The 15405-nt window shown below is 40.5% G+C and carries 11 protein-coding genes and 1 other annotated feature; of the genes, 6 read left to right on the top strand and 5 right to left on the bottom strand.

The window, feature by feature from the left end; all coding sequences use genetic code 11:
* Nucleotides 1-15: 15 nt before the first annotated feature.
* Genes B4U37_RS17020 through B4U37_RS17010 form a run of 3 tightly spaced genes read right to left on the bottom strand, consistent with a single transcriptional unit; the run spans nucleotide 16 to nucleotide 2513 of the window.
* Nucleotides 16-1221, bottom strand: a complete 1206-nt coding sequence (locus tag B4U37_RS17020) for an acetoin utilization protein AcuC (protein WP_198317042.1) — start codon at nucleotides 1219-1221, stop codon at nucleotides 16-18.
* Nucleotides 1191-1835, bottom strand: a complete 645-nt coding sequence (locus tag B4U37_RS17015) for an acetoin utilization AcuB family protein (RefSeq protein WP_010195446.1) — start codon at nucleotides 1833-1835, stop codon at nucleotides 1191-1193. Before B4U37_RS17015 ends, B4U37_RS17020 begins: the two co-directional genes overlap by 31 nt.
* Nucleotides 1836-1880: 45 nt before the next feature.
* Complete coding sequence (locus tag B4U37_RS17010; protein WP_088019212.1) at nucleotides 1881-2513, bottom strand: GNAT family N-acetyltransferase; 633 nt, start codon at nucleotides 2511-2513, stop codon at nucleotides 1881-1883.
* Between the two features lie 231 nt (nucleotides 2514-2744).
* On the opposite strand from B4U37_RS17010, the gene acsA reads away from it, so the two are divergent.
* Both acsA and B4U37_RS17000 read left to right on the top strand, forming a co-directional pair.
* Nucleotides 2745-4463, top strand: coding sequence for an acetate--CoA ligase (gene acsA, locus B4U37_RS17005; protein ID WP_088019211.1), 1719 nt, complete (start codon nucleotides 2745-2747; stop codon nucleotides 4461-4463).
* A gap of 385 nt (nucleotides 4464-4848) precedes the next feature.
* Nucleotides 4849-6072, top strand: coding sequence for an MFS transporter (locus B4U37_RS17000; protein WP_088019210.1), 1224 nt, complete (start codon nucleotides 4849-4851; stop codon nucleotides 6070-6072).
* A 61-nt stretch (nucleotides 6073-6133) separates the two neighbouring features.
* Here the strand turns inward: B4U37_RS17000 and B4U37_RS16995 are convergent, their stop codons facing one another.
* Nucleotides 6134-9085 (bottom strand): transglycosylase domain-containing protein, encoded by a 2952-nt coding sequence (locus B4U37_RS16995; RefSeq protein WP_088019209.1) that lies wholly within the window; start codon nucleotides 9083-9085, stop codon nucleotides 6134-6136.
* A 158-nt stretch (nucleotides 9086-9243) separates the two neighbouring features.
* Nucleotides 9244-9476, top strand: a binding site (T-box leader).
* A gap of 57 nt (nucleotides 9477-9533) precedes the next feature.
* Here B4U37_RS16995 and tyrS point away from each other — a divergent pair.
* Nucleotides 9534-10793: a tyrosine--tRNA ligase gene (gene tyrS, locus B4U37_RS16985; protein WP_088020339.1), complete on the top strand. Its 1260-nt coding sequence runs from the start codon at nucleotides 9534-9536 to the stop codon at nucleotides 10791-10793.
* 443 nt (nucleotides 10794-11236) lie between these two features.
* Entirely contained in the window at nucleotides 11237-11902 is a 666-nt protein-coding gene (locus tag B4U37_RS16980) for a GNAT family N-acetyltransferase (RefSeq protein ID WP_088019206.1), read from the top strand.
* A 45-nt stretch (nucleotides 11903-11947) separates the two neighbouring features.
* Here B4U37_RS16980 and rpsD read toward each other — a convergent pair whose 3' ends face one another.
* Entirely contained in the window at nucleotides 11948-12550 is a 603-nt protein-coding gene (gene rpsD / locus B4U37_RS16975) for a 30S ribosomal protein S4 (protein WP_010195462.1), read from the bottom strand.
* A gap of 336 nt (nucleotides 12551-12886) precedes the next feature.
* Here rpsD and B4U37_RS16970 point away from each other — a divergent pair, with 336 nt between their 5' ends.
* Together B4U37_RS16970 and B4U37_RS16965 are read left to right on the top strand one after the other, a co-directional pair.
* Nucleotides 12887-13507 (top strand): hypothetical protein, encoded by a 621-nt coding sequence (locus tag B4U37_RS16970; protein ID WP_088019204.1) that lies wholly within the window; start codon nucleotides 12887-12889, stop codon nucleotides 13505-13507.
* Nucleotides 13508-13595: 88 nt separating this feature from the next.
* A complete protein-coding gene (locus tag B4U37_RS16965) occupies nucleotides 13596-15383 on the top strand; it encodes a sensor domain-containing diguanylate cyclase (RefSeq protein ID WP_198317041.1) in 1788 nt (595 codons plus the stop codon).
* Nucleotides 15384-15405 lie beyond the last annotated feature (22 nt).

Here is a 15405-nt window from a genome sequence, read left to right as displayed (position 1 = left end):
AGTGCTGGTTTTTCTTTAGCCAATCTGTGAATTATTATCGGTCCTCAGATGGCTAATAGGGTATAAAGCTTTTGAGAGAAGCTGTTTATTTTTCTCCGTAATTTCCTGTTTTCGTGGAATAGGCTTATATAGGTCCTGTTGGTCTTCCCATGCAGCAGGCAATTCCACAGGTGCCTTGTCTTTCCATTCGTTTATCCAATCTTCTGACAATGAACCGTGCACATTGTTCTTTTCTATCATTTCTAACCAAACATGAGACCATGCCCGTGGAACGACTCTCCAAATATCATAGCCTCCCCCTCCAACACCAATCCAGCGACCTTTACAATATTGATGGGCAATTTTATGAGCAAGCTTCGGAATCTCCCTATACACTTTAATGGAAGTGGACAGATGGGTGAGAGGGTCATAGTAATGGGCGTCTGCACCATTTTGCGTTAAAATGACATCTGGTTTAAAGAAGTTGGCCACCTCTGTAAGGGCCTGTTCATAAACCTCCAAGAAAGAGTCATCCTCAGTAAAGGCGTCGATGGGAATATTGAAAGAATAACCATATCCATCTCCCTGCCCCCGTTCATTCACATTGCCGGTCCCAGGGAATAGATACCTGCCCGTTTCATGTATAGATAAGGTACAGACGTTGGGATCCTCGTAAAAAGCCCACTGAACACCGTCGCCATGATGGGCATCCGTATCGACGTATAGAACCCGGGCACCATACTTTTCTTGAAGATACTTAATTGCCACAGCAGTGTCATTATAAATACAAAATCCGGATGCTTTCCCTCGGAAACCATGATGCAGACCTCCGCCTAAATTCAAAGCGTGCTCAGATTTACCTGTCATTACTTGGTCAACAGCTGTTAAAGTTCCACCGACGAGCAGGGCACTTGCCTCGTGCATACTTGGAAAAATAGGCGTATCTTCTGTACCAAGTCCGTAATTGTTTGCTTTCTCTTTTGGCAATAAACCTTTTCCAGCCAATTTAACAGCCTCTATATAGCGCGGATCATGAATAAGCGCTAATTCCTCATCAGTTGCCATTCTCGGTGGAACAATATCTTGAGCAGAAAGAAGATTGCTCTTATGAAGCAGATCATAAGTGAGCTTGACTCTTAGTTGATTGAATGGATGATTTTCACTGAGCTTATAGGTCTGAAAATCATCCGAATACACAAAGATTGCTTTTTTCATGATGTGACACCCGGCAAATTCGGCCATAATACTTCATAGCCTTCCTCCTGGAGGTCATGAATGACACCTGTAGGATTCATCGTTTGAACCCGGAAGACAAGTATTTTAAACTGCTCGTCTTGATGAGGGTAGACAAGCACACTGAGTATATTTAACTTTCGCTTTTTTAATATGGATGTCACTTCCGCAAGCTTGCCGGAAATGTTTTCGACTTTCACTTCAAATTGTGAGGCGGGTTGGTTTGCTCCTGTTAACTGTACGAATGTATAGAGAAGGTCTGTCTCTGTAACAATCCCAACGAGTTTGGAGTCCTGTATAATCGGAAGGCAACCAATCTTATATTCGTAAAAAGTCGCAGCGACCTCCTCTACAAAATCGAGGGGGTGTCCTGTTAATAAATTTGTTTTCATTACTTTAGAAAGAGGCTGCTGCAAGTCTTCTTGCGCACTGTTTTCATATAATGCTGCCTGCAAACCGTTACGTACATCTCTATCAGAAATAATTCCGACCAACTGCATCATATTGTTTACAATAGGAATGTGTCGGATGTTCTTTTCTTCCATAAGATGAAGCGCATGCTCCACAGTATCTGTTGGAAGTAATGTATGGACATTTTTCTTCATAATTCTTTCTACAATCATGGTCTTTCCTCCTTGTAAAAGAAGTTCCGTTTAAAACATTATATGCTAGTACATAAAGCGGTTGTGAAAGCGCAGTTGATCAAATCTCTGGATAGATTCCTGGTCGATGTTTTTGCCTATTCTGGCCATCAGACAGTTGGCAGGATGGGAACTGATTTCTGGATCATCGGTTGCATAGTATTCCAAACCGCCGGCATTCATCATTTTCTCCATTATCTTTCTATACTCCCAAACATTAAGTCCAGTGCCCTTTAAGTCCCAGTGCCAATAATATTCTGTGGTTATGACAATATAATTTTCCATCATATCGTCCATCATGGAAACTTGAAGCAGGGATTTACCAACGGAACAACCGCGAACTTCCGGTACTACTTCAATGGCGCCAAGTTCAATAAGGTTTTCCATTTTCCCTTCTGACCATCTTTCCATTGGATCAGGATAGAGATAGGTAACATACCCAACGATTGTATCGTGTGTTCTTGCGATGATGATTCTTCCCTCTGGAAGGCCCGCAATTTCAATCAAGGCCTTACGCTGTTGTTCCGGAGGTCTAAATGCAACAAGGTCTTTATGAAATTCATAGCTTGCCAGTTTCTCTGGTGTTACTGGTCCTTCAATGATCAAGCGGCTATTTTTCGTTCTAATTTCCTTTGCATTATACGTTTTTCTGTGCTCCATCTAACTCTCCACCTACTTTTACCTACAAGAATAATAGTAATCTTCTAATTATATTTTCTCATTTTACTAGAAAAACACAAGCGAATTAAAACGCTTTCATCTCCCTCTACCTCTAGTCTACTAGAAAAAACAAAATTATTCATGCAATACTATTAATTTTTAAAAAATTGAGAAAAAATTCTATCTGTACTATAATAGAAGTGTAGAAATATACATAAGGGGTGTTTGTGGATGAAAGTGGAAGCGTTACCAGTGACGAAGGGGAACTACAATCTAGAAGACTATGAACAAACCTACCGAAATTTTGACTGGTCAGAGGTAGAGAAGAACTTCAGTTTTTCCGAAACGGGGAGAGTGAATGTTGCTCATGAAGCCATCGACCGTCACGCAGACTCAGCACGAAAAAATAAAGTAGCACTATATTACCGTGATTCAGAACGTGATGAAAAGTATACATTCAAGGAAATGAAAGATATGTCCAACAAAGCAGGTAACATCTTGAAACAGACTTGCGATGTGGAAAAGGGAGACCGTGTCTTTATTTTCATGCCACGTTCACCTGAGTTATACTTTGCAGCACTTGGAGCTATCAAGCTTGGAGCAATTGTCGGACCATTGTTCGAGGCATTTATGGAAGGCGCTGTAAAAGACCGCCTAGAAGATAGTGAAGCAAAAGTAATCATTACAACACCAGCACTGCTTAATCGTATCCCACTTGATGACCTGCCGGCATTAAAGCATGTTGTACTTGTAGGGGAAAATGTGAAAGAAGAAGGGCCTTACATCGATTTCAACTCCCGTATGAAGGAAGCGAGTAAAAAACTTCAAGTCGAATGGGTGGAAAAGACAGATGGCTTGGTGCTTCATTATACAAGCGGATCCACTGGCAAGCCAAAAGGAGTGCTGCATGTCCATAATGCCATGATTCAGCACTATCAAACAGCTAAATGGGTTTTGGATCTTAAGGAAGAAGATGTGTACTGGTGCACGGCTGACCCAGGTTGGGTAACAGGTACAGCATACGGTATCTTCGGTCCTTGGCTTGTAGGAGCTTCCAATGTAATCGTTGGCGGCCGTTTCAGACCAGAAGCCTGGTACGAGACAATTGAAGATTATGGCGTATCTGTATGGTACAGCGCACCAACAGCATTTCGTATGTTGATGGGAGCAGGGGATGAAGTAGTGAAAAAGTATGATTTATCTTCCCTTCGCCATATTCTGAGTGTCGGCGAACCATTGAATCCAGAAGTAATCCGTTGGGGTGTGAAAGTCTTCAATCTACGCGTCCACGATACATGGTGGATGACCGAGACAGGAGCACAATTGATTTGTAACTATCCAGCATTGGAAATCAAGCCTGGCTCCATGGGCAAACCCATTCCGGGAGTAGAGGCGGCAATTGTGGACGATCAAGGAAACGAGCTCCCTCCATATCGCATGGGTAACCTTGCCATCAAAAAAGGCTGGCCGTCCATGATGCACACAATCTGGAATAACAAAGAAAAGTATGAGTCCTACTTCATGCCAGGTGACTGGTATGTTTCAGGGGATTCTGCTTATATGGATGAAGAAGGTTACTTCTGGTTCCAAGGCCGCATCGATGATGTAATTATGACATCAGGTGAGCGTGTCGGACCGTTCGAAGTGGAAAGCAAGCTTGTGGAACACCCTGCTGTTGCCGAAGCCGGAGTAATTGGAAAGCCGGACCCGGTGCGTGGCGAAATCATTAAAGCCTTCGTTGCGCTTCGTGATGGTCATACAGCAAGTGACGAACTGAAAGAAGAGATTCGTCAGTTTGTTAAACGCGGGCTTGCAGCACATGCTGCACCTCGTGAAATCGAATTCCGTGATAAACTTCCAAAAACTCGTAGCGGGAAAATTATGCGTCGCGTGTTAAAAGCGTGGGAGCTGGATCTGCCTACTGGTGATTTGTCTACGATGGAAGACTAATGAGTTTTGACTTAAAAACAACAATCTGCCGTATTTGCGGTGGGTTGTTGTTTTTTTATTTGGGGGGATGTTTTGGAGAGGTGCGGTGTTTTGTTATTTCGAATTTTATTGAAAGGTAGAAGGTCGGGTGAAAGTGGTAGAAGGTTATGTTTAAAAGGTAGAAGGTTGCGTGAAAGTGGTAGAAGGTCATCTATATAAAGGTAGAAGGTCGCACAAAAGTGGTAGAAGGTTATCTATTTCAGCTAGAAAGTCGAATTAAAAGTGGTGGAAGCTCCTCTATAAAAGATTGAACATTAATATATACAATTTTCCGAAATTTCGTATTGCGAAATAATACCCTACAAGAGTAATATATATACATACATAGAGAGTAGGGGACATAGCGATGGGAAAACACAAATTATTTTTATACACAAAAGCTTTATCTGACTTTGGTTCTTTTATGGACTTGATTGTATTGAATGTAGTGGTATATGCAGCAACGGGGAGCCCTGTCTGGTTGGCTGCAACGATGGCAGCTAGAACAATCGGGGGTGTTCTGGCAAGTTTAGTGAGTGGTGTTGCGGCAGATAAATGGAACAGAAAAACCATCATGCTTGTGACAGATATCTTAAGAGCGGGGCTAATTCTTTTATTGATACCTTTTCCAGATCCGATCATGATCCTCGTGGTATCCGCATTAATCGGATTTATTAACAGTTTCTTTATGGTAAGTTTCAGTGCGGAGGTTCCGCAAATATTCGGTCAGGACAAAATAATTGAAACGAACTCACTTATTGCGAGATTGACATCCGTCAGCCTTGTGACCGGATTTATTGGTGCAGGGGTTATTACAGAAATTTTAGGATATAAATATACCTTGATGATTGATGCTGGAACCTATTTGTTGTCTGGTTTTGTGCTTTGGAGAATGAAGTGGGATGCTACAACAGCTAAAAAAAACAAAGAGCTAGGCAGCGGGTTTAGAAATAATATTCTGTCCGTTTTCACGGATACAAGAGAAGTTTACCGTTACCTGAAATTAGCCCCAATGCTTCTCATGATCAATGTAGTATTTCTGGTTGGTTCATTTGCAGGTAGTTCGCATAATTTGGGGATTCCTTTATTGGCTGAGCAGATTGACGGGGAGCGTCAAAGTTTCTATTACGGAATGATTTGGGGTGTTTGGGGAATTGGTTCCGTCCTTGCGACCTACACCATACCAAAACTTAAAATCATTAGAAGTGAGAAAATCTATTCTGTATTTTTCATATCCGCCATGTTCATGTCACTTGGCTTTATCATCTTTTTATCAAATACATTTGTTAGCATCATTTTATTTTTTGCTTTTTTAACAGGAATTTTTGATGCTTGTTTTACCACTTTACATGCAAGCATACTTCAGAAGTCGGACAATTACATAAGAGGAAGAGTTTTTGCGGTGGGGATGTTGCTGAAATCATTAGGTTTTGCACTTGGGTTTATCGTTGCCCCAATCCTGTTAAAAGCTCTTACTATGCCACAGATGGTTTGGATATTGCATGGGACGCTTATCACAACTTCACTTACTGTGCTTATTGCGGCAAACATTTGGAGTAGTAAAAAGAAGCAGGCAGAAGCATTGATGTAAAATGTAAAAGGCACTTGACCTTCGCGGGTCAAGTGCCTTTTAAGTGGTTTATGAGAGAAAATCAATCTTCCCCGTCGTCTCCACTATCATCTGGTGGAGGATCTGTAGAGTTATCGTCGCCGTCATCATCGTCGTCATTTCCTCCACCATCGTTTCCACCGCCGTTTCCATTACCTCCACCATTGGAAGGTGGCTTAGGATCTGGCTTTGGCTTAGGTTTTGGTGCCTCTTTTTTATCTGGATCTCCAAGTTTTGCTGAGCTTGATGGAGATGATTCTTTTCCACTAGCATTAACAGCTGTAACATAGAAGAAACCGGATTTTTGAGAGAGCTTCGTGCTCATGTTGTCACCAGCTTGCACGGATGCAATTTTTCGAGCGGAACTTGAGCTGTTTGCTTTATAGTAGACGTAATATCCAATCACATCTTTTTCTGAGCTTGAGGCCCACGTTAAAGTCGAACCGGATACGTTCACACCCCCAACTTGATTCGGTGCCGAACCGTTAGCAGGTAGAGGGTCATTTGAAAGAACTGTTAATCCATCGAAAATATTCTTATCCGTCATATATTTAGAAAGTTCTTCTAGGCTGCCGACTTGGAGTTTTTTAAGAAAGTCAGGTTTAATCATCGGTCCTTCTTTTACGAATTCGGAAGGTGTTGAACTTAATGGTGCATAGGCAATATCACCAATTCTGACATATTTTCCTGTAGTTAAGCTATCATCTGTTTTTGTTGGAGCATATTTTGCATTGAAAAGATCTTCTCCAACAAGACCTGCTTTCTGGCACAAATCTGATGGAAGCATACCAGATAGCTTACAATAACTCCGGCGAACTATTCCACCTGGCATCTCGAACTGGCCACTAGGTCCAATTAATTCAGGGTTAACATCATAAGCACTATTCAATAGCTGTGCCCATAGCTTTTGACTTCTTTTTGTAGCTGTATGCTGTCCCCAGTCGCCTAGACTCTTAAGCGGCTTTCTTTCATCATACCCAAACCATAAACCGAAAGTAATATTAGGATTTGAACCCATCATCCAGACATCTTCCGTATTTTGAGTAGTACCTGTTTTTCCTGACCAGTCAGAAGTGAACTTCAGGTTCTTGTTTGCTTCCATGGCAGTACCTCTTTTGAATACATCTCTCATCGTATCAATCATGAGGTACGCGGTCTGTGGTGAGTAGATTTCAACAGGTTCCACTTTATGTTCAAAAATAACTTGTCCATCTTTAGTTTCAATCTTCTCAATTAAATACGGCTCTACATATTTTCCCTCATTGGCAAAGGTCACATATCCAGCTGTATTTTCTACTACTCTAATTCCGTGTGTAGGCGATCCAAGAACTAAAGAAGGATATTCCCCCTCAGCTTCAGTTAATTCGGAAAAGCCCTGTTTGAATAAAAATTCTATTGGTCTTCTGTCTATTATCTCCATATATGCACGAGCTGTAGAAAGATTGTGGGAAAGTCTAACTGCATCACGAACAGTTACAAGACCGTTCACAACATTATTCCAGTTGCTAGGCGCCCAATTCTCTTGTCCAGGGAGTGAAACACTGTATGGTAGGTCTGCCAGCATTGATCCTGGCTGTATGGTTCCCCACTCATAACCTGGTGCTATTGCAAGTAGGGGCTTCATCGTAGACCCATTATGACGATAGGTGTCCATTGCGAAGTTTACAGGTGAAATTGAGAAATCTCGTCCTCCAACAAAGCTCTTGATGGCACCAGTTTTATTCTCTATCATTACTGCTCCCACTTGTTCTACATTGTTCTTTTTCAACTCGCCAGTTTCTGGGTCAATTTTATCTTCGTAATCATAAGTAGGTCCATATAACTCAAAATCATCTTTAACTTTTTCCATATTATCATAGATGTTTTTGTCAATTGTTGTATGAATCTTATACCCATTTTGTCTTAACGCGATGTTGGCCATCTCATTATATTCGTTATATAATTCTACATTGTTCTCTAACTCATCTTTTTCATAGCCATCATTGAGAGCTAGCTGCACTGCAATGATATCACGTGCATGTTCTTCAATTTCAAATGTGAGATGAGGGTATTGCTCTACTGCAAATGTTTCAGGTTTTGCTAAATCTTTTGTGATGTCATAGGCAAGTGCTTCTTCGTACTGTTTATCATCAATATGTCCCATTTCATGCATACGGTGAAGTACATATCGCATTCTTTCTAAGCCAGGTTCAAGCCCTTCTGGAGTTTTCACTTCAGCTGCTCTCGTAAAAGGAGTGTAGGCGAATGGACTCTGGGGTAAGCCTGCGATAAAAGCTGCTTGAGGTATAGATAGTTCACTAATATCCACACCGAAAATACCTTCAGCGGCTGTTCTTGCACCAGCAATATTTCTACCGGATGAATCTCTCCCAAATGGTGATACATTCAGATACGCTTCCAGAATCTCTTCTTTGGAGAAGTAATTTTCCAAGCGTAACGCAAGCAGAATCTCTTTTGCTTTACGGTCAAAGGAGACTTCATTAGTTAGCAATTGATTCTTTATCAACTGTTGTGTCAACGTACTACCACCAGTTTGGTTGGCGGAGTTTGTTACTTCTTGAACAACGGCACGGACAATCGCTTTTGGTACAACTCCTTCGTGTTCATAGAAGTACTCATCTTCTGTAGAGACAAGTGCGTTAATTAAATGCTCCGATACGTTATCTAGGGACACTTCTTCACGAAGTAGATCTGCTCGATATTTTCCTAAATAAACGTCGTTTGCAAAATACATTTCTGTAGATTCTTCGTAGTTGTAAATGTTTTTTCTCAAATCTTCGTAAGAACGAACAGGTTCTTCTTTGACGAGTGCTGCGAAATAACCTGCACCTGCACCGCCAGCGAATGAAACGCCGATCACGCCGATCACGAGAAAAACAAGAATGAGATTCCACACTACTAAATATGTAATGTTGGCGCCTTTTTTCGTCCTATTATTTATAAAAAATTGAAAAAAGGTCTGTGATTTTTCTTTGAACTTGTCGTAGTTTGACATATTTTATCTACCCCCCGGCAAATCATACTAATTATAGCATATTGAGGTTTTATAGCGACAAACTTTTTGTTTTCTTCCAAAATTTTCTTAATCTTTCAGTTGACATGATACGCTTTTTTATGGTAAAAAGACTTTATATAAATTTTTGATTAGTTATAGAATGTGCTAAGACAGGAATAAGTAGTACAAATAGGCATGCTTAAAGAGAGCTGATGGTTGGTGAGAATCAGTACACCTGTTTGGATGAATTACCTCCTCGAGCATCTTTTGGGAACGGCCAAGTTATGGGCTTAGTAGCAGGAGACGGTGAGAACCGTTACATTTTTGAGTGGGAAAGCGGATTTGTCTGCTTTTCAATTAGGGTGGTACCGCGTATAAACTCGTCCCTTCTTTTACAGGAGGGATGGGTTTTTTTGTGTTTATTTTAAAGAAAAAAGGAGTGTCTAACATGAGTTTATTAGAGGATTTACAGTTTAGAGGGTTAGTGAATCAGGTGACGGATGAAGAGGGTTTGACGAAGCTATTATCGGAGGAAAAGGTGAAGTTGTACTCTGGTTTTGATCCGACAGGGGACAGCTTGCATATCGGTCACTTGTTGCCAATCCTTACTTTGAGAAGGTTCCAACAGGCAGGTCACCATCCAATCGCATTGGTGGGGGGAGCAACCGGATTAATTGGGGATCCAAGTGGTAAAAAAGCGGAACGTACTCTGAATACATCTGACATCGTAGTAGAGTGGTCCAACAGAATTAAAGGACAGCTTTCTCAGTTCTTGGATTTCACAGCGACGGAAAATCCAGCAGTGATTGCAAACAACCATGACTGGATTGGGGAAATGAATGTTATCTCTTTCCTACGTGATGTTGGAAAGAACTTTGGTCTTAATTACATGCTTGCAAAAGATTCCGTTCAATCTCGCATTGAATCTGGAATCTCTTACACGGAATTCAGTTACATGATTCTTCAATCTTTGGACTTCTTGCATTTATACAGAGGTCAAGGTTGTAAGCTTCAAATTGGTGGTAGCGACCAATGGGGAAATATCACGGCAGGAATGGAGCTAATCCGTAAATCTGAAGAAAATGCAAAAGCATTTGGTCTGACGATTCCTCTTGTGACAAAAGCGGATGGCACGAAATTCGGTAAAACAGAAGGCGGAGCAATCTGGTTAGACCGTGAGAAGACGTCTCCATACGAGTTCTACCAATTCTGGATCAATACAGATGACCGTGACGTTGTGAAATACTTGAAGTTCTTTACGTTCTTGTCGCGTGTTGAGATCTTGGAGCTTGAAAAAGAATTGCAAGAAGCGCCAGAAAAACGTTCTGCACATAAACGTCTTGCAGAAGAAGTTACGAAGTTGGTACACGGTGAGGCTGCTCTAGAACAAGCAACCCGCATTTCTAAAGCATTGTTCAGTGGATCCATCTCTGAACTTTCTGCTGATGAAATTAAACAAGGCTTTGCAGATGTGCCTTCTTTTACAGTGGAAAATGAAGATCAATTAGCTTTAGTGGAACTGTTGGTTGCGAGTAAGATTGCACCTTCTAAGCGTCAGGCACGTGAGGATATTACAAATGGTGCTATCTCCATCAATGGAGAGAAGGTTCAGGATCTTGTATATGTGTTAAGTGAAAACGACCGTATTGAGGGGCAATATACTGTTGTAAGAAGAGGGAAGAAGAAATACTTCCTTATTAAATACTAATTCTTTGTGAGGGCTGTCCGTATGGGCAGTCTTTTTTTTGGGTGTGGTAGGAAATTAGCGCAAACTTTCTTGATGAGGACCTCAGAGAAGGCGGTATGGAGTGAGAGATGTCTTCATGGACGGTATGAAGACGTGCGTGAAGTGAAATTGGAGTGAGAGATGTCTTCATAGACGGTATGAGGACTTCAGTGACGTGAAAATGGAGTGAGAGATGTCTTCATGGACAGTATGAAGACGTCCGTGAAGTGAAATAATCATGACCGCTATCAAAAACGTATAAACGGCCTTAGCCCTTTAGAATACAGGGCTAAGACAGCTTAGTCTTGTTTTATTATTTCAAGTGTCTACTTGACAGGGGGCAGTTCAGAAAAGGTTTCAGTAATCGCTAACAGGCAAGATTAATAGATGGTAGACTTAATTGTATAGTGAGGGGGGGATTAGTATTGTATAAAAAAGAAATTTACGTATTTAATCAAGACAAGCCGGTTAAAGCCACTATCCGAAACTATCAGGAAAAGGACTTCGCGCAATTGATTCGCGTGCAGCAGGAATGTTTTCCGCCACCTTTTCCGTCAGAGTTGTGGTGGAATGAGGAACAGCTGAAGAACCATGTGGATTTGTTTCCGGAAGGAGCTCTGTGTGTAGAAATTGACGGGTGGATTGCTGGATCCATGACGGGTTTGCGTGTGAATTATACTCCAGGTGAGCCAGACCATAGCTGGGAACACATTACGGATAATGGCTATATCAGAAACCATGAACCTGAAGGCAACACCTTGTATGTGGTGGATATAAGCGTAAGTCCAATATACCGCAAACTAGGACTTGGAAAGTGGCTCATGCAATCTATGTATGAAATTGTCATTCAACATGGGATGGAACGTTTATTGGGTGGCGGAAGGATGCCGCGCTTCCATAAGTATGAGGATGAAATGTCAGCAGAAGACTATCTGGAAAAAGTGGTTAACGGCGATATCAAAGATCCCGTCCTCACGTTCCTTTTACACTGTGGACGAACCCCTGTGAAAGTGGTCAAAAATTACTTAGAAGACGAAGACTCACGTAACTATGCCACATTGATGGAATGGAAAAATCCTTTTAGGCAATAAAAAAACAGGACGGAAAATTCCGTCCTGTTTTTAAGGTCATCACTATTAACGAGAGTAGAACTCAACGATTAGTGCTTCATTGATTTCAGCAGCTAATTCAGAGCGCTCAGGTAAACGAGTGAACGTACCTTCTAAAGCGTCAGCAGTGAAAGTTAGGTATTCTGGTACGAAGTTGTTTACTTCTACAGATTCCTTAACAGAGCTTAGGTTGCGAGACTTTTCGCGAACACCGATTACTTGACCAGGCTTCACGCGGAAAGATGGGATGTCTACGCGAGATCCATCAACCGTGATGTGACCGTGGTTAACTAATTGACGAGCTCCACGACGAGTGCGAGCAAGACCTAAACGGTAAACTAGGTTGTCTAAACGAGATTCTAAAAGAATCATGAAGTTTTCACCGTGTTTACCTTGCATTTTACCAGCAGCATCGAAAATGCTACGGAATTGACGCTCATTTACGCCGTACATGTGACGTAATTTTTGTTTTTCTTGTAATTGTAAGCCGTACTCAGAAAGCTTTCTACGTTGGTTAGGACCGTGTTGTCCTGGTGCGTAAGGACGCTTTTCTAATTCTTTACCTGTACCGCTTAATGAAACGCCTAGACGGCGAGAGAGTTTCCAACTTGGACCTGTATAACGAGCCATGAATGACTCCTCCTTCGTGTTATTATTTGTTGTAAAATAATAACAGATGTGACTCATCTACTTGACCATTTTGTTTTCATGTATCCTCGCTCTGCAGCAAAGAGTTACACGATACACCTCCGAAAACTAGTTACGGGGAACAAAATGAATCAACATAGCATACCACATAGGCTGCAATATTTTACACAAACGCTATTATATCGGAAAAATGGATATGAAGTCAAGGATAGTTTAGAAAAGGTTGGGGACTTTAAAAAATTGCGGACCATTAAATAGGATAAAGTAGCAGAAGTTTATGATATAATTTTTTCAGAATTATATCAAGGTGGAATGAAGATGTATAAAGAAACAGGCAAGGAAAAAATGATCCGATTCAGCATTATTTCAGCGATTGCTGCAGTAACGCTCTATCTATTTGTGAGTCAATATACTCCAACCAGCGATCCAGCCGTTGTTCAACCAGAACAGAACCAGGTAAAACAAATGACTGTCGTTCTCCAGGAAATCAATGAAGAACATCATGCACCAAAGCTAGCCATGGTAAAAGAACATGAAAATCAACCTATGCTGATTATTTACGAAGTGGACGTTGAAAGCAACTATCGCTTTGAAACCCAATACGCCATAAATCTAGCAGATGCTCCGATCGATATAAAACGTGATGAAGTCTCAGATGGAGTTTGGTTGAAGACCGAAGACAGCAAATGGACTTATTATAATCGGGAGCTAGAGCAAGTAAAAAGGGAAGAGAAAAATATCAGCAAGGAACAGCCAACATTTTCAGTAGATATAAACGAAGTTGATTCTAAACAGTATGAACTCCAAATTAAGAATGAAGATGGTACGGTGCTAAAAAAGGAACTTGATGAAGAACCATTGTCTGTCGTTCGACTCTCTGAACAGAATGATCTTTGGTTTGTTGTGTTTGATGAAAATACGATTTTATTAGTTCCGTAAAATAATACTAGGAAATTGTTACCTTTTAAAGTTATAATATAGGTAATAAGTAATATAAAAGGTGAAAAAAATGGAATCTAATAACAAAATGCTCGAAATTAAAAGCAGAATATTTGATTTTTTCCTTTCGTCTTCCAATCTAACACAAACTACCTTTCTCACACAGTTGCAACTGTTATTGAAAGAAGAACTCCAAGCAGAACAGGCTATTGTAACGTTGGAAGAGAATCTTCTTTCACAAGATCAATCTCTTATTTGTGAGCAGGCAGTTTCCTATACTATTTCTTCAAGTGAAGGTAGTAATGTGGAAAATGTGGTCATTCCTCTTTTTGATGAGGAACATGCAATCGGCAAAATTGACCTTCATTTTCTTTCTCCTGTACCTCTTCCATTAGATAGCTTCAATCAAATATCAAAAGAACTCTCAATTATTTTTCAACATTATAATCAATACATATTTAAAAGATACGAAGAAAAGCAATATGAAGAACTGTATGCCATTACATCCAAATTTCATTCGGCAATGTCTGTGGACGGAATTCTATCTGAAGTGATCAAACTGTTACAAAGAATGTATGAGGACTTTTCTTATCTACTCTTATTAACTTCAGATAATGATGATCTTAAACATTTACCCATTAAAAAATTGGATTTTGATGATAACAATATTTGTGCCATGAATGCTTATGTGACAGGTGAGGTGCAATTTGAAAACTCTATTAAGGATAGAAGAGCGAATATCTATATTCCGATAAAAGGCGGTCAAGGGGTATATGGTGTCATGCAAATCATTTCCTTAGACGCTGCGACCCTTCCTGAAGCAGAAATCAAATTTATAAAACTGCTTGCAGACGCAACAGGTGCAGCGCTGGAGAATACGCAACTGTATGAACAATCCAAACAGGTAATAACCGATTTACAACTGATCAATGAAACTTCCCATCAATTAAATACAAACTTAAGGCTGACCGAAGTGACCTCTTTTATGGTTAAAAAAATCCTCCAGTCTTTTCATGCAAAAGAAGTAGCATTTGTCTTTTATCAAGAAAAAGGGATGGAAATTTTGCCAGGTTCAACAGAATTCTTCCAGCAAAGCGATATAAAAGAGTATCTAACGCAAATGAAGGAGTTTTTATTTTCTGACGGGGAGCCGCTTTTCATCGGAGATCTCCGAGTACATAAACGTTTATCGGACCTTCCGTTTTGTTCTTGTATGGTGATTCCCATGCTCATACCGAATGGTGGGAAAGGAGCTTGTGTCGTGACACATCCCTTGCCGTATTTTTTCAGTTTTGAACAATTTAAGCTGTTGCAGTCACTTATTCACCATTCGACTTTGGCTTTTAATAACTCCATGTTACGAGAAGAGTTGGAGAAATATGTGATTACGGATTATCTCACAAAACTTTATTCTCGAAAATATTTGGATGATAAAATTAAGAAATCGATGAAAAATGATTCCTATGGTACATTCATCCTGTTGGATATTGATGACTTTAAAATTGTGAACGATACATATGGTCATCAAGTAGGGGATAAAATCCTCATCCAAGTTGCCAATATTATCAAATCAAATATTAGAGAGACCGATATTGGAGCAAGATGGGGTGGAGAAGAGCTCGCAATATATCTACCGAAAGTGGATTTAAATCTAGGGGAGAGTATTGTCGTTAGAATCATAGAAAAGATCAGGGAAGAGACTGACCCGGGTGTAACAGTTTCTTGCGGCCTTTCCTTTTGGAACAAGAATACTCAGGATTCGCCGAGGGATCTCTTTCACAGAGCAGACTATGCCCTTTATAAAGCCAAGGATCAAGGGAAAGATCAATTATGTATAGAAGCTGCTTCTGAATCAAGTGAAAAAGTGAAGAACTGATAATTGCTAATGCCATAACCAT

The sequence above is a fragment of the Sutcliffiella horikoshii genome (assembly GCF_002157855.1).
Taxonomy (GTDB): domain Bacteria; phylum Bacillota; class Bacilli; order Bacillales; family Bacillaceae_I; genus Sutcliffiella_A; species Sutcliffiella_A horikoshii_C.
This window is presented reverse-complemented; position numbering and strand designations above follow the sequence as displayed.

What these genes read in the sequence shown, in the direction of transcription:
- B4U37_RS17020 (WP_198317042.1), bottom strand. Translation starts at nt 1,221, where the DNA reads ATGGCCGAATTTGCCGGGTGTCACATCATGAAAAAAGCAATCTTTGTG.
- B4U37_RS17015 (WP_010195446.1), bottom strand. Translation starts at nt 1,835, where the DNA reads ATGATTGTAGAAAGAATTATGAAGAAAAATGTCCATACATTACTTCCA.
- B4U37_RS17010 (WP_088019212.1), bottom strand. Translation starts at nt 2,513, where the DNA reads ATGGAGCACAGAAAAACGTATAATGCAAAGGAAATTAGAACGAAAAAT.
- acsA (WP_088019211.1), top strand. Translation starts at nt 2,745, where the DNA reads ATGAAAGTGGAAGCGTTACCAGTGACGAAGGGGAACTACAATCTAGAA.
- B4U37_RS17000 (WP_088019210.1), top strand. Translation starts at nt 4,849, where the DNA reads ATGGGAAAACACAAATTATTTTTATACACAAAAGCTTTATCTGACTTT.
- B4U37_RS16995 (WP_088019209.1), bottom strand. Translation starts at nt 9,085, where the DNA reads ATGTCAAACTACGACAAGTTCAAAGAAAAATCACAGACCTTTTTTCAA.
- tyrS (WP_088020339.1), top strand. Translation starts at nt 9,534, where the DNA reads ATGAGTTTATTAGAGGATTTACAGTTTAGAGGGTTAGTGAATCAGGTG.
- rpsD (WP_010195462.1), bottom strand. Translation starts at nt 12,550, where the DNA reads ATGGCTCGTTATACAGGTCCAAGTTGGAAACTCTCTCGCCGTCTAGGC.
- B4U37_RS16970 (WP_088019204.1), top strand. Translation starts at nt 12,887, where the DNA reads ATGTATAAAGAAACAGGCAAGGAAAAAATGATCCGATTCAGCATTATT.
- B4U37_RS16965 (WP_198317041.1), top strand. Translation starts at nt 13,596, where the DNA reads ATGCTCGAAATTAAAAGCAGAATATTTGATTTTTTCCTTTCGTCTTCC.